This window comes from Streptomyces lacaronensis (assembly GCF_047337785.1).
Lineage (GTDB): Bacteria > Actinomycetota > Actinomycetes > Streptomycetales > Streptomycetaceae > Streptomyces > Streptomyces lycopersici.
Genome location: NZ_JBLHDK010000003.1, coordinates 2,343,213 through 2,366,745, shown reverse-complemented (window position 1 = coordinate 2,366,745; position 23,533 = coordinate 2,343,213). Strand labels below are relative to the sequence as shown.

The 23,533-nt window shown below is 71.3% G+C and carries 15 protein-coding genes; 7 read left to right on the top strand and 8 right to left on the bottom strand.

The window, feature by feature from the left end:
* Nucleotides 1-368: 368 nt before the first annotated feature.
* Both ACMTAK_RS10415 and ACMTAK_RS10410 read right to left on the bottom strand, forming a co-directional pair.
* The gene (locus ACMTAK_RS10415; protein WP_413805948.1) at nt 369-1,523 is read right to left on the bottom strand and encodes an MAB_1171c family putative transporter; all 1,155 of its coding nucleotides are present in this window, start codon (nt 1,521-1,523) and stop codon (nt 369-371) included.
* Nucleotides 1,524-1,563: 40 nt separating this feature from the next.
* Nucleotides 1,564-2,292: a WHG domain-containing protein gene (locus ACMTAK_RS10410; protein WP_413805947.1), complete on the bottom strand. Its 729-nt coding sequence runs from the start codon at nt 2,290-2,292 to the stop codon at nt 1,564-1,566.
* Between the two features lie 158 nt (nt 2,293-2,450).
* Between ACMTAK_RS10410 and ACMTAK_RS10405 the strand changes: the two genes are divergently transcribed.
* The 3 genes from ACMTAK_RS10405 to ACMTAK_RS10395 all read left to right on the top strand — a co-directional run bounded on the left by ACMTAK_RS10405 (nt 2,451) and on the right by ACMTAK_RS10395 (nt 9,511).
* Entirely contained in the window at nt 2,451-5,672 is a 3,222-nt protein-coding gene (locus ACMTAK_RS10405) for an NACHT domain-containing protein (protein ID WP_413805946.1), read from the top strand.
* A 182-nt stretch (nt 5,673-5,854) separates the two neighbouring features.
* Nucleotides 5,855-7,915: an ATP-binding protein gene (locus ACMTAK_RS10400; RefSeq protein WP_413805945.1), complete on the top strand. Its 2,061-nt coding sequence runs from the start codon at nt 5,855-5,857 to the stop codon at nt 7,913-7,915.
* Between the two features lie 6 nt (nt 7,916-7,921).
* Nucleotides 7,922-9,511 (top strand): ABC transporter substrate-binding protein, encoded by a 1,590-nt coding sequence (locus ACMTAK_RS10395; protein ID WP_413805944.1) that lies wholly within the window; start codon nt 7,922-7,924, stop codon nt 9,509-9,511.
* Between the two features lie 20 nt (nt 9,512-9,531).
* On the opposite strand, the gene ACMTAK_RS10390 is transcribed toward ACMTAK_RS10395, so the two are convergent.
* The 5 genes from ACMTAK_RS10390 to ACMTAK_RS10370 form a co-directional block, all read right to left on the bottom strand.
* A complete protein-coding gene (locus ACMTAK_RS10390; protein WP_413805943.1) occupies nt 9,532-10,329 on the bottom strand; it encodes an SAM-dependent methyltransferase in 798 nt (265 codons plus the stop codon).
* Nucleotides 10,330-10,456: 127 nt separating this feature from the next.
* The gene (locus tag ACMTAK_RS10385; protein WP_413805942.1) at nt 10,457-11,251 is read right to left on the bottom strand and encodes a VC0807 family protein; all 795 of its coding nucleotides are present in this window, start codon (nt 11,249-11,251) and stop codon (nt 10,457-10,459) included.
* Between the two features lie 474 nt (nt 11,252-11,725).
* On the bottom strand, nt 11,726-12,514 hold the full coding sequence (locus ACMTAK_RS10380; protein WP_413805941.1) for a hypothetical protein: 789 nt from the start codon (nt 12,512-12,514) through the stop codon (nt 11,726-11,728).
* Nucleotides 12,504-14,096 carry a vWA domain-containing protein gene (locus tag ACMTAK_RS10375; RefSeq protein WP_413805940.1) on the bottom strand — a complete coding sequence of 531 codons (1,593 nt, stop codon included), beginning with the start codon at nt 14,094-14,096 and terminating at the stop codon, nt 12,504-12,506. Before ACMTAK_RS10375 ends, ACMTAK_RS10380 begins: the two co-directional genes overlap by 11 nt.
* Nucleotides 14,093-15,340 carry a hypothetical protein gene (locus ACMTAK_RS10370; protein WP_413805939.1) on the bottom strand — a complete coding sequence of 416 codons (1,248 nt, stop codon included), beginning with the start codon at nt 15,338-15,340 and terminating at the stop codon, nt 14,093-14,095. The genes ACMTAK_RS10375 and ACMTAK_RS10370 overlap by 4 nt, the downstream gene beginning before the upstream one ends.
* A 274-nt stretch (nt 15,341-15,614) precedes the next feature.
* On the opposite strand from ACMTAK_RS10370, the gene ACMTAK_RS10365 reads away from it, so the two are divergent.
* Nucleotides 15,615-17,900 (top strand): molybdopterin-binding protein, encoded by a 2,286-nt coding sequence (locus ACMTAK_RS10365; protein ID WP_413805938.1) that lies wholly within the window; start codon nt 15,615-15,617, stop codon nt 17,898-17,900.
* 156 nt (nt 17,901-18,056) lie between these two features.
* Here ACMTAK_RS10365 and ACMTAK_RS10360 read toward each other — a convergent pair whose 3' ends face one another.
* Complete coding sequence (locus ACMTAK_RS10360) at nt 18,057-19,028, bottom strand: hypothetical protein (RefSeq protein ID WP_413805937.1); 972 nt, start codon at nt 19,026-19,028, stop codon at nt 18,057-18,059.
* Between the two features lie 298 nt (nt 19,029-19,326).
* Between ACMTAK_RS10360 and ACMTAK_RS10355 the strand changes: the two genes are divergently transcribed.
* The 3 genes from ACMTAK_RS10355 to ACMTAK_RS10345 are packed head-to-tail and all read left to right on the top strand — an operon-like array spanning nt 19,327 to nt 23,532.
* The gene (locus ACMTAK_RS10355) at nt 19,327-21,498 is read left to right on the top strand and encodes a HAMP domain-containing protein (protein WP_413812846.1); all 2,172 of its coding nucleotides are present in this window, start codon (nt 19,327-19,329) and stop codon (nt 21,496-21,498) included.
* Between the two features lie 10 nt (nt 21,499-21,508).
* The gene (pgsB, locus tag ACMTAK_RS10350) at nt 21,509-23,053 is read left to right on the top strand and encodes a poly-gamma-glutamate synthase PgsB (RefSeq protein WP_413805936.1); all 1,545 of its coding nucleotides are present in this window, start codon (nt 21,509-21,511) and stop codon (nt 23,051-23,053) included.
* Nucleotides 23,050-23,532, top strand: coding sequence for a poly-gamma-glutamate biosynthesis protein PgsC/CapC (locus tag ACMTAK_RS10345; RefSeq protein WP_044568305.1), 483 nt, complete (start codon nt 23,050-23,052; stop codon nt 23,530-23,532). The genes pgsB and ACMTAK_RS10345 overlap by 4 nt, the downstream gene beginning before the upstream one ends.
* Nucleotide 23,533: the final 1 nt, after the last annotated feature.

The following is a 23,533-nucleotide window of genomic DNA, read 5'->3' as shown; positions in this document are numbered from 1 at the left end:
CACCTCCTCGGCTTTGCCCCCGGCTAATCGTCAGTTTCGCAGATTAGCGGTCAGTTGACAATCGGGCGCAACTCCGCCACCGTGGACCTCGTCGATAGCTGCTAGCTAACTCCGCTCACGGGGGTGGCCGAGTTGGCTGCCAGTTCTATCGGCCTGGTCCGGCCCGGCCTTCCGGGGCCGGACCAGGGCAGGGCCGAGTGGGGCCACCCACTCGGCCCGGAAGAAGGAAACGGGGGACACGGAGGGATCACGGGGGAAGTCCCGCTCGGCCTGACGGGGGCAGACCGGGCGGGATCCTCCTTCGGCGCGAGCGCGCCTGCGGTCCCGGCGCGACGCGCCTGCGGCCCCTCAGCGCGCTGTACCGGACGTCAGCGCGCCTTGCCGAGCCGCCGGTAGGCGGAGGCCACCTTGGTGAGCCAGACGACCTCGGCGGTGAAGTTGTCCGTGTCGCGGTCCCCGAAGTCGCCGGTGTCCGCGTTGTCGTCGGGAATGGTGCCGGTGCGCTTGGCGTGCAGGGCCCGCCTGATCTGCGCCGCCTCGGCGAACGCCTGCCGGGACTCCTCGCTTCCCCTGGTGCCCGCCCCGCCGTCGCTGTTCGTGGTGCGGTCGATGTAGGGGCGCAACTCCCGCCATCCGTCCCGGATTTCGATGACCCTCCGGTGCAGCCGGTAGTTGAGGTCGGAGACCGCGGCCCCGGGCGGCTCCAGGACGATGTCCGGCGAGGACTCGTACAGATCCCGCCACAGCGGATACAGCGCCCGGTAGGACCGGTAGCCGCGCGCCCACTCCAGCAGCTTGGTGGCCGACGGCCCCCAGGAGGAGATCGTCAGGGCGAGCGAGAGGGTGAGGATGCCCAGCGCGCTGAAGACGGAGGCGGCCAGGGTCCAGGCGCCGATGTCGAGCCCGCAGGCGGCCGTGACGACGTTGATCACCCGGGCCAGGCAGTACAGGAAGAGGATCACCGCGGCGACGGAGAGCAGCCGTAGCGCCTGCCGCAGTGAGGTCTTGCTCGTCATACGGGCGTAAGGCCCGCACTGGCGCAGGATGGTGACGCACGGAACCGCCTGGGAGACCATGAAGACCAGGAGGTAGGTGAGGACCAGCGGCTGGCCGCTGCCGGTGTTGAAGTCCTCGGCCGGGCGGCCGGGGCCGTCGGCGATGAGGAAGAGCGCCGTAAGAAGCGCGTTGAGGGCGATGCCGGTGATCAGCCAGTAGCGGGCCTTGCGCCCCGACTCCTCGACGCCGGCCGCCCAGCGCAGCAGGATGATCTGCGCGCTGACGCAGAAGGCGACCGCTGACAGGTGCATCACCAGGATCGCGAGGTTGCGGACGCCCAGGAAGCGCTCGCTCCCCATGGCGACGGCACCCATCGTGAAGGTGAGGCACTGGAGCAGCAGGGTGACTAACAGGGTGCGGTAGGCGCTGTCCCGCCAGCCCCGTCTGACCTGGAACAGCCGGTAGACGAGCGCCGCGTACGACGACAGCGCCGCGATGACGAAGCAGAGAGTCTTGATGGTGTTCACGGCCCTTCCCCCCACAGGTGCCGCGCACGCGGCGAATGGTTCAGTCGGTGTTCTCGCCCAAGGGAACCACGAGTCCGATCCCTTCGGCCGCGACGGCGACGGCGTAGTCGAAGAAAGCGGCCTCGTCCCGGACGCTGTCATGGGTGCGGCTGAAGACCTGGAACACCAGGAGCCCGATCAGGCTGCTCCACAGCACGATGCCGCGCTCGATGATGTCCGAGAACGGGGCTTCGGGCGTGCCGCCGAAGAGGTGTACGGCCTCCGGCAGCAGCAGCGGCGGCCCCGGCACCTCCCGCCGGGGCGCGGTGAGTTCACCGGCCTCCAGCGCCGACCGCACGATGCCGGCCAGCACCGCGGGGGTGCGCGAGGCGGGCGGGACGGTCTCCTGCGGGGCGTGGTAGTCCGGCACGGGCGAGCCGTAGACCAGCGTGAACTCGCCGGGGTTGGCGAAGGACCACCGGCGCAGCGCCCGCGTGACCGCGAGCAGCCGCGCGCCCGCCGACGCGCCCGCGTCCCTGGCGGCCCGGTCGGCCTCCTCCATCGCGGCACCGGAGTCGTTGTAGGCGTCGATGAGCAGCGCGGTCAGCAGATCGTCCCGGTGCGGGAAGACGGCTTCCACCTCGCTGACGGAAAGACCGCCCTCGTGGGCGACGGCGGCCGGGGACAGCCCTCCGGCGCCCAGTTTCACCAGCAGTTGGCGCGCGGTGGCCGTGATGACCGCCCGACCCCCGGAGTTGTCGTCGGCGGAACGTGTTCCGGAAACATCCATGGGCCAAACCGTACCGGTGCCACGGCACTTCGCGCCGCGCGGACCCTGACCTGAACCCTGACCCCGGAGGGGTCTTCGCGGCTATGGTGAGCGAGATGTGAGCGGGTGCACGGGCTCGGCGGGGGACGCGCGCCGACGCCGCGAGGGAGGGGCTGTGCGTGGACGGCGGCACGGTGGGGCTGCGGATCGCTTCGGCAGTGGTCGTGCCGGTGATCAAACGACTGCTGCTGCCGCCCGCGAGCGCGCCCGGCGCGGAGTACGGCGAACGGCCCGTACCGATCCGCCGGCTCGTCTCCTTCGCCAGGGAGCACCGCACCCTCACCGAGGACGATCTGCACAAGCTCGCCCGCGAGCTGGTCCGCCGGGCCGTGCGGGCCGCCGGACCGCACGATCCGCCGATCGGCGCCGATGAGCACGACTCCGTGGGGCAGGCGCTGACCCGCACCCTGCACGCGCTCGGCGATCTCGACATGGACGATGTGCACGCCTTCGCGCTGGGCCCGGAGCGGCTGGCCGCCGAGCTGTCCCGGCGGGCGGGCCCCGACACCCGCAGGCTCCTCGGCGACGACGCCGCCCGCTTCCACGACCGGCTCCTGGAGACGGCCTGCGTCCACCTCATGCGCTTCTTCAGCCAGCGGCCCGGGTTCGCGGCCCGAGCCCAGATCGAGCAGAGCCGCGAGATCCGGGAGCAGAGCGAGAAATTGGACGCCATCCTGCGGCGGCTGCCCGACATCAGCCGCCAGGACGAACAGTTCGAGGAGGAGTACGCGCGCTACGTCGTCGAGTGCCACGGCCGGCTCACCATCTACGGCGTGGACCTGCGCGAACCGGACGGCCAGGACTGGCCGGTGGAGACCGCGTATCTGAGCCTCCAGGCCAGGCCGTACCGCGATGGCACCGACCGGGTGCCGGTGGTGAACGGCGAGCCCGGCGCCGACCGGGACACCGAGACCGATCGGGCCCCGGGCCCGGCCGAGGCGGTCTTCGCCACCCAGGAGCGGGTCCTGCTGCGCGGGGTCGCCGGTACCGGCAAGACCACCCTCGTCCAGTGGCTGGCCCTCTCCACGGCGCAGCAGGAGCGGGTGCCGGGCGGGCTGTCCCAGCTGTTCGGGCGGGTCCCCTTCGTGCTGCCGCTGCGCACCCTGGCGCGCAAGGACTCCGAGCTGCCGATGCCCGACGACTTCCTGCGCTGGATCGGCTGCCCGCTGGTGGGCACCGAGCCCGACGGCTGGGCCGCGCGGGTGCTGCGGCACGGGCGCGGAGTGCTGCTGATCGACGGGGCCGATGAGATCCCGAAGGACGACCGCACCCGCGTACGGGCCTGGCTGAAGAAGCTGCTCGCCGTCTTCCCCGGCAATCTGTGGCTGCTCACCTCCCGCCCCGCCGCCCTCGAGCGGGGCTGGCTGGCCCGCGAGGGCTTCCAGGAGTTCGCGCTCGCCGCGATGCGGCCCGCCGACATGAAGCAGTTCATCCGCCGCTGGCACACGGCCGCGGGGGCCTCGCAGGAGCTCGGCGACTCGCTCACCCAGTCGCTGCGCAGCAGCCCCGAGCTGAGCCGCCTGGCGACCAATCCGCTGATGTGCGGCCTGATCTGCGCCCTGCACCGGGAGCGGCGCGGCTTCCTGCCCCAGGGCCGCGCCTCCCTGTACGAGGCGGCGCTGTCCATGCTCCTGGAGCGGCGCGATCTGGAGCGCGAGGTCTACGGACGCAGCCGCAAGCCCGTCCTGGACCAGAAGTCGGCCACGGAGCCGCTCCAGAGGCTCGCGTACTGGCTGATCCGCAACGAGCGGACCCAGCTGGACCGCCCCGACGCGGTGAACGTGGTGCGGCGGCTTCAGCCGTCCGTGCCCCGCCTCGCGGAAGTCGGCACGGCGGAGGAGACCCTTCAGCATCTGCTGGAGCGCTCCGGTCTGCTGCGCGAACCCGCCCCGGGCGCGGTCAACTTCATCCACCGCACCTTCCAGGACTTCCTGGGCGCCAGGGCCGTGCTGGAAGAGCGCGATATGGGCATGCTGGTGAACAACGCACACCTGGACCAGTGGGAGGACGTGGTGCAGATGGCCGTCGCACAGGCTCGACACCAAGAGCGTGCCGACCTGCTGACCCGCTTGCGCGAGCGGGGCGACCGGGAGCAGGACGCGACGGTCCAGGCGCGGTTACGGCTCCTCGCGCTCGCCTCCCTCGAACAGGCCACCCGCCTGGAGCCCACGGTCCGCGAGGCCATCGAGGACCGGGCCGCGCGGCTGCTTCCGCCGCGCAGTCTGCGGGAGGCCAGGTCACTGGCGCAGACCGGCCCGCTGCTGCTGGGCCTGCTGCCCGACGCCAAGGACCTGGGGGGCGACGAGGAACTGGCCACCGTCCACGCGATCTGCCAGATCGGCGGGGACGCCGCCATCCCCAGGCTCCGGGAGTTCCTGGGCACCGGCCAGTCCGCGGTACGCGCCCAACTGCTCGCCCACTGGGACCGGTTCGACACCAAGGTGTACGCCGAGGAGATCGTACGGCCGCTCCTCGACGCCGCGCCCGAGGAGATCGTCACGGTGCGCTCCCACGCCGAGCTGGAGGCCCTGCGCACCATGTCCGGCTATCAACGCGTCGGCCTGCACGGCGACTTCGCCCCCGAGGCGATCCGCGCCGCGCTCGACCCGCGGCATCTGCGCGAGCTGCGCCTGCGCAACACCCTCCAGCTGGAGGACCTCGATCTGCTCTCCGCCTACCCCGAGCTGGAGACCCTCGCCCTCCAGGGCTGCCGGAACGTGAAGGACCCCGCGCCGCTGACCCGGCTGCCCCGGCTGCGGCGGCTGGAGCTGCGGGACCTGCCGCAGTTCGAGCCACTGCTGAAGCTGGCGGACTGCCCCCGTCTCGAAGGGCTCCTCATCGGCCCGGAGGTGCCCTGGCGCGGCCTGTCCGACCTGCCCCGCCCCGCCGGGCTGCGGCTGCTCTCACTGCCGTCGTCGGCGGCGCAGCTCGCGGGCATCGTGGAGTGCCGTGAGCTGGAGGAGCTGCGACTCCAGGACGCCAGCGAGCGGCTGACACCGGACGAATGGGGCTCCCTCATCGCCGAGTTGCCCCAGCTGCGCAAGCTGACGCTCTCCCCGCAGCAGCTGAGCATGCTGCTGTTCGCGCCCCGCACCGAGATACCCCAGGTCACCCATCTGGATGTGTGGGCCAGGGCCGGTGTCGCGGTTCCGCTGCGCCGGATCGCCCGGCGGCTTCCGGGACTTGAGGAGATCCATCTGTCGCAGGTGGCGGAGCTCGATCTCGCTTCCCTCGCCGGGCTCCGGCGGCTGCGCCGGGTGCGGCTGGTCTACCCGGGTGAGATCCGCGGCGCGGACTCGCTCCCCGAGAGCGTCGACCTCGACATTTATCCACACCCCTGACCGGCACTATCTCCGACGGTGCCGCGTTCACCTGGTGGGATGTTTACTCAAGGGGTAAATTCAAGATTGTAGGCGTAGTTGGTACGGATGTCAGCGGCTGATGTCTCGGGGGAGCGGTGCCGCCCGTCTCCGAGGTCAGGGCTGCCGGGCAGCAGAGGACGACTGAGGCGGGTCGCAACGGGATGGGCGTTTCGGAAGGGTCACCGCTCTATGGCCGGGACCCGGTGCTGCGCTCGCTCGTTCCCCGGCTGACCGGCCTGGCTTACGACGAGCGGTCCCGGGTCGGCCGGGAGCACCAGGGCGATCTGCCCGTGGTGCTGCTGACGGGGTACCACGGCATGGGGCGCAGCGCCGTCCTGGAGGAGCTGGCGGCGCGCTATCGGGACCGGCTGCCGCTGGCCCACGTACGGGCCGTGGCCACCGAGTCCGCCCCCTTCCCGCCCGCCCCGACCGACGGTGGCGTCCCCACCGCCTCCACCCTGGTGGAGATCCTCGCGGAGCTGGTGTGCGGGCTCGCCCCCGGGCTGCGCCGTCGCTTCCCCGTCCTGGTGCCCGGCCTGTTCGCCGTCTCCGGCTGGTACCACGGCAACGGCGAGCAGCGCGACGCGGCGTGTCTGTGGTTCGCCCGGCTGCTGCTCGCCTGCCGCCTCGCCGGCGGGGACGAGAACGCGCTGAGACACGCCTGGGCCACCGCCGTCGAAGGCCGTCTGGAGACCATTGACGGGGAGGCCGACGCGGAGTGGGGCCGGGACGCGGTCACCGCCGCCGTGGTGGCCGAGTACACCGACCGGCACCAGCCGGCCGCGGCGCAGGAGTGGTACCGGGGGCGCTTTCCGCGGGGCGCGGACGGCCAGGATCCGCTGGTGCTGCTGGGGGAGTGGTTCCAGCGCGGCGGCGACTACCGGCACGCGGCCGAGCAGAGTCTGATGGCCGCCTTCCTCCACGATGTCGCCTCCTCCTACGGCAGGCTCCACCGGTGGAACCGCGAACCGTGGCCGCTCATCCTGCTCGACGACGCCCACTGCCCGCCCGGGCAGGACTTCCTCGACCTGCTCCTCGAACACCGCGCACTGCCCGAGCGCCCCGACCACGAGGAGCTCGTCGTCGTGGCCACCCGCCTCGGCGGCTTACCGGAGGACGCCTCCGACGCCGTCCGCCGCGACCTGCCCGACCTGGTGAAGTCCACCGGCTGGCAGCGCAGGGGCCTGGCCCCGTCCGCCGGGCTGCTCGCCGTCCCGCTCACCCCGCTGAGCCGGGACGACATCCTGCCCCTCCTGGTGCCCGGCTGGCCCGCCCGGCCGCTCCACCCCTATCTGGCCTCCGCCGTGCATTCCCTGACCGGCGGGCACCCCGCGGTGACCACCGTGCTCTGCGCCGCGGTCCTGGACGCCACCAAGCGGGGCCGCGGCGTGGACCCGCGGGACCTGCTCGAACTGAACGCGAAGGACGGCCGCCCGGTCACCGAGGCCCTCCTGGAGCGGCTGCTCCCGGACCGGCGCCAGCGCGACCGGCTGACCCTGCTCTCGCTCGCCCGCGACAGCACCGCGGCCGAGGCGCTGGCCGAGCATCTGCGGCTCCAGGGCCCGGACCAGCTGCCCGCCAACTCCGCCACCGACTACCTCGAAGAGCAGCAGTGGCAGCAACTCACCCCGCCCGACCAGCCTTTGGTCACCGACGCGCTGCTGCGCACCCTGCTGGTGCACGAGGCGCGCCGCACCTCCTCGCGGGCCGAGGACGGCCGAAGCTGGCAGGACATCCACCGCTTCCTGCGGATGCACCACGCCCAGCGCGGTGAGAGCGGCGAGGCCGACGCCCTGCGGCACACCCTCGCGGCCGGGAACGCCGAGACGGTGGTGGCCATGCTGACGGAGGAGTTCCAGTCGGAGAAGGACGCCCACGCCGCCGCCCACTGGCTGCTGTGCCTCCAGTACGCCGCCACCGCGCCCACCCCACCGGCCGAGGACTGGACCGACGAACGGATGCAGATCGCCCTCGGCGCGCACGACGGCCGGTACGCCGAGCTGCACGAGATCGAGCGCTGCGTCAACCGGCTGCTGCACGCCCTGTGGCATGTCTCCGAGCCGCACGCCGAGCCGGACCCCGACATGTGCAAGGCGGTCGGCGAGGAGCTGGCCTATCTCTCACCGCGCCATCCGTCCTGGCACGCCGTCCTGGGCCAGGCGGCCCGCAACTGGCCCGCGGCGGCGCGGAAGAAGCGCCCCTTCCCTATCTCCGGTCAGTGAGGAAGCATGCTGCTCCGTCTGTTCCGCCGTCATCCTCGCGAGTGGGGGCCGCTCGAATGGCTGGCCGTCGTCGGAGTCGGCGTCCTGGTCGCCGCCGCGATCACTATCGCCGTCAACGTGGCGCAGGGCCCCGGCAGGTGCGGTGACGACCTGCGGGACATCGACGGGGACTGCGTGGGCGTCACCGAGGAAGCCTTCGAGGCGGACCCGGGCATCGAAAGCCTCATCGAGGCGGTGGCGGACGAGAACGCCCGGGTGAAGCGGGGCTGGGAGGACCCGCCGAGCGGGCCCAGGATCCCATACGTACGGATCGCGCTGATGATGCCCTTCACCGCGGACGACCACAGCGCCATGACGGTGGACATGATCCGCCGCGGCATCGCGGGTGCCCTGGCCGCCCAGCGGCAGGCCAACCGCTTCGGCGGACCGCACTACCAGCTGCTGCTCGCCCCCGACGGCCGCAACCTCGACCAATGGGAGCCCGTCGTCGACCGTCTGGCCGAGCTGACCAAGGACACCCGGACACCGCTGGTCGGCGTGACCGGAATCCCCAGCAGCACACCGGAGACCCGTAAGGCGATCGCCGCGCTCGGCAAGCACAGCATCCCCACCGTCGGCCCGGTCATCACCGCGGCCAACATGAACTCCCCGTACTTCTTCAAGACCTCGCCCAACAACGACCAGTTCGCCCGCGCCCTCAAGCTCTACCTGGACGACAAGCCGGCCCGGCACAGAGGCTTCCTGGTCTGGGACAACCGCAGCGAGGACGTCTACTCCCAGAACCTGCGCAGCGTCTTCGAACGGCACTTCGGCGACGCGTACGACCTGACCAACCACAACTCGAACTTCACCGGCACCTCCGGAACCGACAAGGGCATCCCGCAGCGGTTCACCGACGCCGTCCAGAAGATCTGCAACGAGAAGTCCGACACCGTCTTCTTCGCGGGCCGCGACCAGGATCTCCCCGCCTTCATGGAGCGCATGGCGCAGGAGGGCAGCTGCGGGCGCACCACGACGCTGCGCATCCTGAAGGTCGGCATCGGCCTGGAGCCCACGCTCACCGGGGACGCGCCCGCCCGATGGCTGGACGAGGCACGCGCCACGATCGTCGACGCCTCCGCCGTCGACCCCGCCTGGTGGGCGGGGAAGAGCAAGCCCAAGAAGGCGCTCGGCCGCTTCCTGGACCGCTTCGAGGAGATCCGGGCCCGGCACAAGCTGGGGGAGAAGCCGCTCGACGACGGCTACGCCGTGATGTACCACGACGCCTTCACACTGCTCGCGGGCGCCGTGGACCGCACCTTCGCCGAGATCAACGAGGGCGGCAAGAAGGCGCCGGAGGCGTTGAGCATCCCGACGAAGGACGATGTGTACAACACCCTCATCATCCCGAGCATCGCCGGTGACGGGTGCAACTCCTGCCTGGTCGGCGCCGGAGGGACCTACGGGTTCGAGGGCCCGGGCAAGAACGACCAATGGGCCGTGTGCAAACCCGTGCCCGTGGTCGAGTTCCCGTCGAGCGTCCGCTCCGGAGATCCGGGCGCGCCCGGCCTCTACCGCACCTACCGGAACGGCTCCAAGAACGCCTGCCCCTCCTGACGCCCACCGCGCGCGATGGTTCAGCCGGTCTTGCGCGCCACCCCGCCGTAGTAGCCGATCTCTCCGGGCCCGGTCGGCGGCGGGGCGTCCGGGCGCCAGAACGGGACCTCGGCCAGACCGGGCTCGACCAGGGTGAAGCCGTCGAAGAACCGCTCGATCCGGTCGCGGGACCGCAGGCTCAAGGTGGCGGTGGCATCGTTGTAGACGGCCGAGGCCGCGCTGCGGTCGGCGAAGTCGTCCGTGGCGTGGGAGAGCACCAGGAAGCTCCCGGCGGGGAGCGCGTCACGCAGGGTGGCGACGACCCGCTCGGGCCGTTCCGCATCGGTGAGGAAGTGGACGATGGCCACGAGGAGCACCGCGACCGGCTGGTCGAAGTCGATGACCTGGCGGACCTCGGGGTGGTCCAGGATGGCCCGCGGGTCGCGCAGATCGGCGAGCGCGATGCTGGTCGCGGCCGAGCCGCGCAGAAGCACATTGGCGTATGTGTTGACGATGGGGTCGTTGTCGACGTACGCGACGCGCACGTCCGGCGCCGACTCCCGGGCGATCTCGTGCACATTGGGCGAGCTGGGCAGCCCGGTGCCGATGTCGAGGATCTGCCGGATGCCGCTGTCGACCACATAGCGCACGGCGCGCCGCAGGAAGTCGCGGTTGGCCCGTACGCCGCTCCACACCTCGGGTGCCGCGGCGGCGAGCCGGTCACCGGCCTCGCGGTCCACCTCGTAGTTGTTCTTGCCCCCCAGCAGGTAGTCGTAGATCCGGGCAGGATGCGGCCTGCTGGTGTCGATCTCCTCGGCACGGAAGCCGTTCTCCGTCAACGCAAGTCTCCTCTCGACGACCGTCACGGCCCCCGCCCGCGTTCGACTGGCGAACAGCTTCCCATACCAACCCCGGTGCCGGACGCCGGAGTTCTCCGCGCCCGGCCTTCCGGTGTCGGACGGCCGGTCAGCCCTCGGCCGCCGCTGCCGGCTCCGCCTTCGTCTCGGCGTCCGCTGCTGCTGCCGCCGCGGCGGCAGCGCGGGCCTGGCCCTTGCGGCGCGACCGCTTGCCGTAGAGGGCCGTCCATGTGCCGAGGGAGCCCAGCACGGCGTAGATCAGGACCGGGCTCAGGACCACCATCGTGTCGGTTCTGAGGGTGTACGACAGCACGACCCGGACCGCGGACTCGACGCAGTAGGCCACGCCCCAGACGGTCGTCATCGTCATCATGGCCTTGCGGAAGCCGTCGACATGCCACAGGCCGTTCCACCAGGCGGTGCTCGCCTCGGTGCCGTCGGTGGCGAACTTGCGCCCCAGGTAGAACATCAGGGGGCGCGGCGCCAGCAGCGTCGCCAGGCACAGCACCCCGAACAGCCCGGTGACGCATGAGTCCTTGATCAGCAGCGCGCGGGCCGAGTGCGCGCCGACGGTCGACACCACGGCCGTGATCACGATGAACACCAGGGTGACGATGGCGAGTTCATCGAGGCGACGGCGCCAGGCGAGGTGGACGGCGCCGTCGACCACCGGCCAGGCGCTGCTGATCAGCAGCGCGGCGAATTCGCTGTAGCCGTGGTCGCGCAGTGCGTTGTACGTGACGATCGGTGCGACGACATTGAGGCTGAGCGTGACGGCCCAGCCGAGAATGGCGGCCCTCTTGGACCGGGCGGGCGCTTTCGGCCGCTCGCCGGTCTGTGGCGCCGGCGCCTCCGTATCCGATGCGCTCGAGGCGTCTTGCGTGGTCGAGTCCTGAGTGAGCACGGTTCCCCTGTAAGTGTGCCTGGTGGTGCTGTGCGTGGTGGTGTGAGAAAAGAGAAACGTAAAGCAGTCATGTCGTAAGAGGACAGTGCCGGGACGCCAAATGTCGCCAAAATCTCGGCGGAAGGCCGTTTCATGTCGGATGTAGTGGTCAAGTGGTCGCTCGGATCGGCATTCCGCCGCCCTCTCCGGTGTTGTGAGAAGTCACCGTCCATTGTGCTGAGTGGCCCTGAGAAAAGCCCTTTGTGAACACCGTCCGGTTAACGGCAGTTTCCGGTGTGTACGGTGCACTGGAACATCCGGCCGCGCCCCCTGATAGCGGGTCATTGCGGGGCTTCTCCTCACACCAGGCATACGAACCGGAAGCCGCCCGGGCCGTCCGGCCCGATGTAGGAGTTGCCGGGGACGTCCTGCGTGGCGGCGTAGAGCAGCGACAGCGCACCGAGTGACGCCACCCGCGGGGCCGGCCACCGGGGGCTAGCTGAAGATCGCGATGGCCTCGATGGTCAGCTCGCCGGTCCCCGGGTTCCAGTCCCGTACCTTGCCCAGGCAGCGCGCCGGGAACGTGCCCTCGTGGCTGTCGTCGTTGCGCAGCCCGTCCGTGGCGCAGACCACGCGCACCTGGGGCCCCTCGGCCGGGTCCTCCGGGTCGCCGTACGGGGCGAGGAAGACGGTGCGCGAGGAGGTCTGGCCGGCCTTGCGGAACCGGCCCCTGATGGAGACGAAGTCCTCGATGTCGCGCAGCCGGACGCTCTCCGCGGCCCCGCGGTCCGGGCGGTCGATCGTGTCCAGGGCCCGGGCCAGGGCGTGGTTCCAGGTGATGGTGCCGGTCCTCAGGTCGCCGTGGACGATGGCGTCGGCCCGTTCGAGGGTGTCCACGATGAGGCCGATCGCGGTGATGGGCTTGGCGCTCTCGATGTACATGCTGATTTCCTCGCGGCTGACGTTGCGGCCGCCGCTGACGCCCACGCCGAAGAGCCGGGCCCGCAGCGAGCCGTCCGCGGTGCGGGTGATCCGGTGCTGGACCTCCCGCTCCAGCGCCTTCTCGTAACGGCCCATCTCGTAGAGGTTCATGATGGCCCGGTCGTGGAGGTAGAGGCAGATGCCCTCCGTGGGCTTCTCCGGGCTCGATCTGAGCCGTTTGCGGTACCGGTGCACCCGGACCGCCAGCCAGGCCACGACGGCGATCAGGCTCACGGCGGTCACCAGCCACAGGAGCATCCAGGGCCACCAGACGCTCCACCACATTCCGCTGTCAACAGCCACGGATCTCCTTGAAGGCGTCGGGAAGGGAGCGGGCGCCCGCGTCCACCATGCGTCCACCGGTCGTACGGGCCGCCCGGGTCAGCTCCGCGGTGTCCGCCTCGCCGAACCGCAGCGGGAAGGTGGGGACGGCGCGGACCGTGTCCGCCCGTGCCGCGTACCGGCGCTCGAACTCCTGGCGGGTGATGCCGGAGGTGTTCTCACCGTCCGTCATGAGGACGATGGAGATGGGCTGTCCGGGGTGGTCGCGGGCGATGCCGGACGCCTTCCCGTAGGCGTGGTCCAGCGCGGACCAGATGGCGGTGGAGTTGTCGAAGTCGTCCGCCGCGACGAAGGACTTCACGGAGTCCAGGTCCCGCCGCCCGCCGACGGTGACATCGCGCTCGGCGAGCACACGGCCCCCGAAGCGCATCACGGTGATCCGCTCACCCTGGTAGAACCGCACGAACTTCCCCGTGGCGGAGGTGTCGGCACCGCTGAGTCCGGCGAACGCCGCGCGCAGCGAGGCCACTCGCGCTCCCCGCATCGAGGTGGAGAAGTCGAGGAGGAAGATCACATGGTGGGCGGTGGGCAGCCGGGGATCGCCGTAGTCCTCGACCAGTTGGTCCACCACCGCCCGCTGGTCCGGGAAGTACAGCGCGTTGCCGATGTCCGCCCGCAGCCTCGGGTCCCTGCGCACGTCAGTGCCGAGGGGCCGGCGCAGCGTGCGCTCCATGATCTTCTTCTGTGCCGAGGCGCTCTTGAGCCAGTTCACCACCTTGTCGTACGCCTCGCGCTTGGCCGGGTCGAGGAGGAGCAGCGGGTAGTCGGACAGCACCATGCCGTCCTTCGGATAGACGATTTCCAGCTTCTCGTGGAGCTTGCCGCCGGCGTTGAGCGAGAGCAGCTCCGATTCGTAGGTGATCAGGGCGTCCAGCCGGTCCTGGTGGGCGATGTACCGCTCGCGCAGGTCGGCGCTGCTGTCCGCGGTGAGCTTCTGGCCGCTGCGGAAGCCGCGCAGCCGGTCGCAGGAGATGTCCTCGGCGCGCAGCGCGCTGCCGGTCGCGGCCGCGGCGGTGGCGACGCCGACGAGCGCGGAGAGGCCGCTGTTGGTGCGCTTGGGGTCGGCCATACCGAAGCGCACCGAGCCCGCGGCGGCGGCGTCGGCGATGTCCGCCCAGGACACCTGCCCGCCCTTGGCCCTCGCCCGCAGGGCCCGCGCCGTCTCGGGCTTCACGCCGACGACCACGGGGGAGAGCATGGTCGTGGTGGAGAGCGGTTTCGCGGTGCTCTTGGACTCCTTGAGCCTGAGCTGGAAGTACCGGTCGGAGGAGAGCCAGGCCAGGTCGTGGTGGTACGCACCGGGCGTCAGCCCGTCCCCGGCGTCCACGGTGGCCTTGTACTCCATGTCCAGGTCCACGCCCGTGTCCCGGCGCAGGTCGTCCAGCAGCGGCTCCATGTCCCGCAGCTCCGAACTCGCCAGCACCCGCAGGGTGGTGGACTCCTCGTCACCGGAGCCACAGGCGGTGGCCGTGCCGAGCAGGGCCAGACAGAGCGCGAGGACCATTCGGCGGCGAGGGGCCCGGGAGTGCGGACGCCGCCTCATGAGGCCGTCTCCGGGGTCCGGTTCGGCGGCGGGCAGTCGCCGACGGACGTGATCATCCGTTCCAGCAGCGGCAGGCTCGGCAGCGTGGCCTTGGTGTCGTCGGCCGCCGAGGCGGGCGCCGGAATGCCCTGGTCCTCCAGGAACCGGTACAGCTCGGTGCTGGTCGCCCTGCCGCTGGAGTCCAGGACGCGGAAGCCCAACTCCATGGCCCGGCGCTGGAGTTGCTCATCGCCGGCGAGCAGTTCCCCGAGCCGGTCGCCTTTGGGGGTGAGCGCGATGTACTCGGGCTCGGTCAGGAACTGGGTCGAGGGATAGAGCAGCACCCGCTGCGAGTCGGGCTTTCCGGTCTGCTCCCGCTGCCGTATCTGATAGGCGAAGTACTGGTGCTCGTACACCACCACGACCGGGGCGAGGCCCTTTCCCTCGGGCACCTCGTACGTCTTGAACATCTGCTCGGAGGGGAGCCCCTGGGACACCAGAGTCGGCTTGATCATCCGGGCCACCCGGTCCGCCGCCGCGTTGTCCGTCGGGACGGAGTTTCCGTTCTCGACGAAGGCGACCAGCCCCAGATACGTCCCGGCGTGGTTGGCCTCGCAGATGTTCGAGGTCTGGGCCAGGATCCGGTTGCCGTTCGTGGTCCGGTGCTTCTCGATGCCGATATCACTCCATTTCTTCCCGCCCGCGCTCAGCCCGATGAACCTCTTCATATTGAGGGTGTAGTAGAGCGGGCTGTTCTCGTCCGCGGCCATGCCCTGCCGTGGCCTGGCGAGACCGTTGTCCCGCAGGGTTTCGGCGTATTCGCGGTAGGTGGCGAGGACGATGGGGCTGACGAAGGCCGAGTGCCCCTTGGCGTACGCGTTCTTGCGCTTGCGGTCATTCTTGATCATGTCCGCCGCGGGCTGGCCGGACGGAAAGGCGAAGTCGTAGCCGTCGAAGCCGGTGGTGGCGATGTCCCGGGAACCCATACGGGTGATGTGCACCCGGATGCCGTGTTTCATCAGGATGCGCTGGACCGTCTCGTCCTCGAAGAACTCCGACTTGGAGGCGATCTTGCCCTCGAGGGTGGTGACCCCGTCGAAGGGGAGCAGCAGATGCCCTCCCGCGGTGAGCGCCAGCAGCCCGGCCACGGGGAAGGCGAGCGCGGTCACCAGCGAACGGAGGGCGCGGCCCCGCAGGGGGAAGCGTCGCGAGGGGCCACGGATGCTTAAGCGTGGCTCCTCCGTGTTGGATCTTTCGGCGGTCACCGGCTCCTCCTGCCTGGGAAAGGGGAAAGATCCTTTCTGTCGGCCTTGGCGGATGCGTGAATTCCGTAGGGATGAGGGTCGAATTCACCATGGCTACTGCAAGGGGGAGGGGGTGCGAGGTGGCGGGCGGTGCCGGGCGCTGATGGGCGCTCGGTTAACGCCTCAGAGCGTCACTTCTCGGCCAGCTTTGGTCCGTACCTGTAAGTGATCTCTTCTGGAGACGAACCTGTGGGCGTCAACGTCCTTGATCCCCCGTCACGGAAGGATCTGCCTCATGAGGTACCGACGGATCAGACGGACCGCGGCGCGCGGAGCCGGAGCGCGCGGCGCCCGCGCCATCGCGGCCGGATGCGTCCTCGCCGCCCTCGGGCTGGCGGCGGGCCCCGCTCCCGGCGCCCTGGCCGCCCCCACCGAGCGCACCCCAACCGCCGTGGCCTCACCGGCTACTGAGGCCACGGCCCACACCGTCACGCTGGTCACAGGCGAGCGCGTCACGCTCGGCGCGGACGGGAGCGTCGTCGTGGCGCCGCGGCCGGGAGCGGAGGCGGACTATGTCACCCGACGCTTGGACAACGATGTCTTCGTCATTCCGCTGACCGCGCTGCCGTATCTGGGGCGCACCCTGGACCCTGCCCTGTTCAATGTCTCCGCCCTCGCCGAGGCCGGGGTGACCACTACTCCGGTACGGGTCGAGGCCACCGGAGGCGCCACGGCGCCGCGTTCGGGGCCCGCCTTCGGCGCGGCGCTGGCGAGGCAGGTCGGCGCCGAGGCAGCGGAGGGCTCCGCCGGGGACGGCCCGCTGTTCGGCGGCGTCACCTCCGTCGTACCAGCGGTCGCCACGGCTGATGGGCGGGCCGCCCCGCGTCCGCCCGCGCGTGCGGCCGACACGCGGGCCGACCAGACGCGGGCCGAGACGCGGGCTGCCCACACGCGGGCCGACCACCCGGTGAAGGTCACCGTGCTCGGTACGGACGGCAAGCCCCTCCCGGGCACCACGCCGTTCGCCCTGGCCAACGTCGACGACGCCACCCTCTACCGGGAGCCGTCCCTCCAGGCCGTCGACGGCGAGGCGAAGGCCGAGGTCCCCGCGGGCCGCTACAGCGCCATGGTCTCCGCCCCGACCTTCGACGGTGCGGGCGAGTCGGCCGGCATCCGCATGGCCACCGCCGAGTTCACCGTCCCCGACGGCGCCACCGGGACCGATGTCGTGCTCGACCTGCGCAAGGCCACCGAGCGGGTCACCTTCTCGACCCCGCGGCCGGCCGAGGAGCACCAGCTGATCCTCCACTACCTGCGCGATGACACCAAGGGGGAGGTGGCGGTCAACGGCGGCGTCGGCGTCTCCAGCGGCGCCCCCGTCTACGTCCAGCCCTCCAACCGCCCCGTCACCACCGGCGATCTGCGCTTCAACGTCTACACCCACCGCAAGGCGCCCGCGGACGCCGCCACGCCCTACTCCTACGACCTCAAGCTGGGCAACCCCGCCGGTGTGATCGCGAAGAACCAGCACTACAAGGTCACCGGCGGCCAACTGACCACCGTGCGGACCAACTACCACAGCGATACGCCGGGCCGCGCCCAGGAGATCGCACGCCTGATGTACCTGCCGTACGAATCGAGCGGCGAGGCGCTGTCCGAGCCGTTCAAGACACCGGCGCAGCGGGTCGAGTACGTGGGCGGCTCGTCCGGCGCCTCCTACCAAGGCTGGCTCAAGGCCGGGGAGCGGCGCTTCGTGTCCGAGAAGCAGACCCTCCGGCCCGGCCGTACCACCACGGTCGACTGGCTGCGCGGCCCGCTGGCCCCGGGCTTCACCGAGCCGGCGCCGGGCGCCGCCGCGGACGAGACGTGGTACTGCGCGGCGTGCCGCAAGGGCGACGCCCTCACCTTCTCCCTGACCACGGTCATGGACTCCGCCGGTCACCACGTCCTCGCGTTCCCGTCCGACATCACCTCCTCGCACTTCGCGGTGGTCTCCGGCGACACGACCCTGTACGAGGGCGACGGCGTCTCCGGTGGCGTCCTGACCGTCCCGCCGCGGAAGGCCCCGTACCGGGTGGTGTACGACCAGACCAGGACGAACGGCGAGTTCCACCAGTCGCTGACCACGCACACCGAGTGGACCTTCTCCTCGGGCCACTCGGGCGCCCAGACCGTGCCGGACAACTGGACCTGCGTGTCGGAGGCGGGCGAGTACGACGGGCCCGCCGAGTGCTCGGCGCTGCCGGTCGTCGTCCCGCACTACCGGCTCGACGCGGCGCTGGACGGCACCAGCCCGGCCGGTGACGACCATCTCGTCGTCGGCTTCGGGCATGTACCGGGCGTGGCGGCCGCGCCCGCGGTCACCAAGGCGCGGGTCGAGGTGTCCTTCGACGGCGGCGAGCGGTGGACGGCGGCGGCGATCACGGCGCTCGGCAAGGGCCGGTTCCGCGCGGACTGGACCACTCCGGACACCGCGGCGGGCCGGGACGCGTCGCTGCGTGTCAGCGGGACCGACGCGGACGGCAACAGTGTGGCGCAGACGGTGAAGAGCGCGTTCACGGTGGCCGCGCCCCGCGGTTAGCACGCCTGCGGGGCGCCTGCGGCGGGCCGTTCCCCTCCCCGCCCCTTCCCGACACCTGACGATATGCGGCTCCGCCGCGTGGCGGGCTTCGTCGCAGAGCCCGGGGTCCAGGGGCGGAGCCCCTGGTAGTGGGGAGGGGAAAGGTCCGCCGGGCGGTCAGCCCGAGTCGTTCTTCGCCCACCGCGCGGTCACCGTGCCGATGGCCGCCACCGCGTGCCCGGTCTGTCTGCCGCTCGCGCGCACCGACCGCGCGAACTCGATGTGCAGGAACGGCACACGTTCGGTGGCGGCCCTGCGGCCCTGGACGTTGTCGCGCCCCTCCAGGGGGCAGTCGCGGACCCAGGCGGGGCAGACGGAGAAGTGCCGCGCGGTCAGGGCGGCCGCGAGGCGGCGGGCGTCCGGGCGGCCCGCCCGGCCCTTGCCGGTGGAGGCGACGACGTCCCGGCCCGGCGCCGAGTCGTCGGCGAAACCGTGGAGCTGGACGCCGGGCAGCCCGCGCCGGGCGAGCTCGTCGCAGACCGCGTCGAAGACCGAGTCCGTGCGGTGGGCGGCGTCGGCGGCATCGTCCTCCCCGGCCCTGCGGTGGGCGCCCGCGAGCACCAGGACGCCGCCGGGGGAGTCCAGGAGCACACGCGCGCCGAGCCGTTCGGTGTCCGCGTCGGAGACCGGGTGCGGCACCTGGACCGACCAGCGGACGGGCGCGGAGAGGTCGACGTAGACCCGGGCCCAGCCGCGCGGGTCGGGGCCGTCCCCGGTGCGGTCGGACAGCTCGGCGTAGCGGCGGCCGGTGCCGGTGTCGGTGAGCGTACGGAGGCGGAAGCCGACGTCGGCGAGGAGCGGGCGGGCGCGGTCCGGGTGTCCGTCGAGGATCAGGCCCACCGCGTGGGCGACGTCCCGGCGTTCGGCGCGGCGCGGCTCCCGGTAGCCGCCGTCGGGGTCGAGCCCGGCCGTGAAGTCGGTGATCCTCCGCTCCAGCTGGACCTCGGGGGCTCGCGCGCCGTCCGAGGCACGGCCGTTGTCGTCTCCGGATGACCGGGCGATCGTATACGTGCTCAATGCCGCCACGAGCAGGCCGAACGCGACCGTGACGGCCGCCACGGTGATCGCCTTCGCTCGTACCTTCGCCATGACCGCCTCATCGTAACCACCCGCTTTACAGGGGCATATCGGGATGAGACGGGTGAAGAATGACCTCAGGGTGAACGACCGGCAAAGAATGCCAGACCGCTGTTTGCCCAGACTTGATTGAGACCAAACAGATTTCCTCGTTTTTTCTTTAAGATGTGCAACCCTTTGATCCGTCTGGCTGTCTGACGGTCCGGATCGCACTCGAGTGCGCTCTGTGTGGTGTGAGTTGCATGAGAGGAGCCCATCCGTGGCCGCTTCGCGTTCGAAGCGGCGGCACAAGGTCCGCCGAAGGGCCGACATGTCGCTTGTGGGTGGTATTCGTCCTCCCATAGCCGTGCTGTCGGTTCTGCTTCTCTCCCTCGCGGGAATCACCGCCCTCACTCTGGGCAAACCGGACAACGCCCTGGTCCCCAAGGCGGTCCTGACCTCGCAGCAGTACGTCGCCGAGGACGGCGCCATCGCGCTGCGGGCGTCGCTCGACGAGTCGGTCACCGACCTCACCGGCACCGCGACCCTCTTCAACGAGGGCAAGCCGGTCTCCGCCGACACCGTCCTGGACAAGGTCGGCGAGGTCTACCAGAAGTGGCGTGGCACCGCCGTCATCGAGATCAAGTCGGGCAAGATGCTCGCCGCCCGCGGCGAGAACGTCCCGCTGACCGCGATCGATCTCGGCAAGCTCTCCCGCGGTGACGGGCTGGCCCCGCGCATGGTGCGCCTGGAGAACGGCCAGACCCGGCTGATCATCCCCGCCCTGCTGTCCTGGAAGGGTCGGCCGCAGCAACTGCTCGTCGCCTCCAGCACCCTCAGCTTCCCCGGTGTCGACCTCGGCCCGGGCCGCGCCATCGGCGTCGTCGACTCCACCGGCCGGCTGCTCTCCAGCCACGGTGCCCTGGACAGCGAACGGGCCAGGAAGCAGCTCGCCTCCTTCGCCAAGACCGCCGCGCGCAAGGGCCGGCAGCATCCCATCAAGGCCAAGGAGCCCGGCGCGGGCGGCTACACCGGCGTCAGCGGCCACCTCACCGGGGGCGCCGCCGAGGACGTCCGCACCGTCGGCGGCTACGCCACGCTCACCCCGCCCCAGCCCGGTGAGCCCACCACCGCAAGCAGCCTCGGGCTGACCGTCGTCACCGGGGTCGACGTCTCCGCCAAGGTCTCCCAGATCACCCGCCCCGCCTTCGGCGTGGCCGCCGCCGGTGCCCTGCTGCTCATCGGCGGGCTCGCGGTGATGGTGCTGCTGGGCACCGTTCAGCGCCCGCTGATCCGGCTGTTCCTGGAGAGCCGCCGCCTCACCCGGGGCGACCTCGCCCGCCCGGTGAGCGTGCCCAGGGCCGGCGAGGCCGCCCGGGTGGGCGCCGCCCTCGAGCGGCTGCGCCGACAGCTCCAGGGCGAGCCCGCCGATGGCGACGGCCCGGTCGTGCGCAAGGGACTGGGCGCCCGTGCCCTGCTCGCCGTCTGCGCCGTCCTGCTGCTCGTCTGGTCGGTCCCGCTGATGCTGGTGCTCAACCGCGCCGACTCCTCCGTCAAGGTCCCGGCCCAGATCGTCCACGACCAGAAGTCCCGCACCGTGACCCTCAGCGACCGGGTCCGCCGCGCGCTCAACGAGGGCCACGCCGACCTGTCCGCGGTAGCCGCCCTGATCGGGGACCGCACCACGCCCGAGGACATGAAGAAGGTCCTGGAGCGCACCATGGAGGACCACGACCGTTACCAGTCGATGTACGTCCTCGGCGCCGACGGCGAGATCCTCGCGCGGGCCGGTGACGGCCCCCACCACGAGGACGGAAAGGGCCCCTCGAAGCAGGCCATCGAGGTGACCGGCGAGGGCGGCAAGAAGCCCGTGGTCACCGCCACCGCCCAGGCGCCCGGCCGGGGCGGGGCCGCCGTCGTCGGCGAGTTCCGCATCGAGTTCGTCAACGGGCTGCTGGGCCGCCAGGGCATGGGCGAGGTCCGGGTCGTGGACGCCAAGGGCCGGGTCATCGGCGGCGACTCCGGCTACATCGCCTTCGAGAAGGCGCCGTCGTACATGGGCTCGCTGCTCGCCGCGAAGCAGGCGCACGCCACCGTCCAGCGCGGCGGCACCGTACGGGTCGCGGCCGTCGCGCCGTTCAGCGGAGGCGGCGCGGCCAAGTCGCTCCGGTGGAGCCTGGCCAGCTGGCAGCCCGCCTCGGGCCTGGCGATCCCCGAGTACAGCCTGCAGAACCGGACCGTGCTGGCCGGACTGCTGGGGCTGACCGCCGCGGCCGCCTGTCTGGGCTGGCTGCACATCGTCGTCGTACGGCCCCTGCGCGCCCTGGCCGGACAGGCCGAGGCGCTCGCCGCGGGCGACCGCAGGACCGTGCTGTTCCCACGCCACCACGACGAGGTCGGCGCCGTGGTCCGCAGCCTGGAGCTGATCCGGCAGCAGCTCCAGGGGCAGCCCCGCAAACGGGACGGCGGCAGCCGGACCCCCGCCGGCGTCGGAAGGAACTGAGGCCCCCACCGTGCTCTTCCTCTACACCGTGCTCGTGGTGTGCGAGGCCGTCCTGCTGATCGCCGGCATCGTCGAACAGCGGCGGCACCAGACCAACCTCGACGTGATCCCCACCCGGGTCCTGGTCAACGGCATCCGCGGCAAGTCCTCCATCACCCGGCTGTGCGCGGGCGCCCTGCGCGGCGGCGGGCTGACCACCGTGGCCAAGACCACCGGTACGGCGGCCCGCTTCATCCACCCCGACGCCACCGAGGAGCCCGTCTACCGCAAGTTCGGCATCGCCAACGTGGTCGAGCAGATCGGCATCGTGCGCCGCGCCGCCGCCTACAACCCGGACGCGCTCGTCATCGAGTGCATGGCGGTCATGCCGGCGCTCCAGGAGATCAACCAGTCCAAGCTGATCCGCTCCACCATCGGCGTGCTGTGCAACGTCCGCGAGGACCACCTCGCCGAGATGGGCCCCACGCTGGACGACGTGGCGCGCTCGCTGTGCCGGTCCATGCCGGAGAACGGCATCTGCGTCACCGCCGAGCAGGACCGCTTCCACATCCTCCAGGAGGAGGCGGACGCCCGGAACTGCCAGTTGATCTACGCCGACCCCACGACGGTCAGCGACGAGGAGCTGCGCGGCTTCAGCTGGTTCACCTTCAAGGAGAACGTGGCCATCGCGCTCACCGTCGCCGAGCTGGTGGGCGTCGACCGCGCGACCGCCCTCCAGGGCATGTACGACGCCCCGCCGGACCCCGGCGTCCTCTCCGTCGAGCGGTACGCCACCGGGGACGGCAAGAAGCTGCGCTTCGCCAACGTCTTCGCGGCCAACGACCCCGAGTCGACCCTGATGAACATCAACCAGCTGCTCGACCTCGGCGCCATCCACCGCCCGCTCAACGTGGTCATCAACTGCCGCCCCGACCGGGTCGAGCGCAATGGCCAGATGGGCGAGATCATCCCCGACCTCGACCCCGAGCGGGTCTTCGTCATCGGTCACCCGGCCAAGTCCGCCATCGACTCCATCCCGGCCCAGTACCGGGACCGCGCGGTCGACCTCGGCGGCGACCGCCGGGACCCCGAGGAGTTCATGGCCGAGCTGCTCGGCCGCCTCGGCCCCGACTCCTCCCTGGTCGCCATCGGCAACATCCACGGCCAGGGCGAGATCCTCCTGGAGCACCTCGCCGAGCTGCCGCCCGACGAGAGCGCCGATGACACCCCGGCGGCACCGACCGCACCGGCGGGCGACGAGCGTCATGTCGAGCACGTGGACACGGTCCAGCTGTACGCGCCCCGCCTGGACCCCTACCAGGGCTACCCGGAGGCGTACGAGACCCGGTACGCGCCCGTGCACGTACCGCATCAGCGCACCCCCGAGCGGCCGTACCCGCGGACGGCACCCGACCAGGGCTCAAGGGAGCCCTGGCCCGCCGTCGTACCGGCCCCCGACGCCCCGCGGCACCCCGACGCCCCGCGGCCCCGCGGCCTGTTCGAGCCGCGGGTCCCGCCCGCCCCGCCCGCCGACGACTCCCAGCAGTGGCAGAACCCAGGAGAGCAGCACCGTTGATCCCCTCCGTCCTCACCCCTGAGATCGCCGCCATCGGCATCGCGATCGGGCTGCTCTTCTCGCTGGTCTGCTATCTGACGACCAACCTCTCGCCCGGCGGCATGATCACCCCGGGCTGGCTGGCGCTGACCCTCGTCGAGGATCTCCAGCGGGCCGCGATGGTCGTCGGCGTCACCGTGCTCACCTACGTGGGCACGCTGCTGATGCAGAAGTACGTGATCCTCTACGGCAAGCGGCTCTTCGCCGCGGTCGTCCTGCTCGGCGTGACCCTCCAGGCGACCGTGATGATCATCCTGTCGCTCGAGTTCCCGCTGATGTACGCGAACCAGACCCTCGGCTTCATCGTCCCGGGCCTGATCGCCTACCAGCTGGTCCGCCAGCCCCGGGGGGCCACCCTGCTGTCCACCGGGTCGGTGACGCTGATGGCCTATGTCGTCCTCACCGCCGGAATCCTCCTCGGCGTCATGCCGTCCGCCTGAC

Excerpts from the sequence above, each read along its gene's own strand:
- ACMTAK_RS10410 (WP_413805947.1), bottom strand. The coding sequence starts at position 2,292 with ATGGATGTTTCCGGAACACGTTCCGCCGACGACAACTCCGGGGGTCGG.
- ACMTAK_RS10400 (WP_413805945.1), top strand. The coding sequence starts at position 5,855 with ATGGGCGTTTCGGAAGGGTCACCGCTCTATGGCCGGGACCCGGTGCTG.
- ACMTAK_RS10395 (WP_413805944.1), top strand. The coding sequence starts at position 7,922 with ATGCTGCTCCGTCTGTTCCGCCGTCATCCTCGCGAGTGGGGGCCGCTC.
- ACMTAK_RS10375 (WP_413805940.1), bottom strand. The coding sequence starts at position 14,096 with ATGAGGCGGCGTCCGCACTCCCGGGCCCCTCGCCGCCGAATGGTCCTC.
- ACMTAK_RS10365 (WP_413805938.1), top strand. The coding sequence starts at position 15,615 with ATGAGGTACCGACGGATCAGACGGACCGCGGCGCGCGGAGCCGGAGCG.
- ACMTAK_RS10360 (WP_413805937.1), bottom strand. The coding sequence starts at position 19,028 with ATGGCGAAGGTACGAGCGAAGGCGATCACCGTGGCGGCCGTCACGGTC.
- ACMTAK_RS10355 (WP_413812846.1), top strand. The coding sequence starts at position 19,327 with ATGTCGCTTGTGGGTGGTATTCGTCCTCCCATAGCCGTGCTGTCGGTT.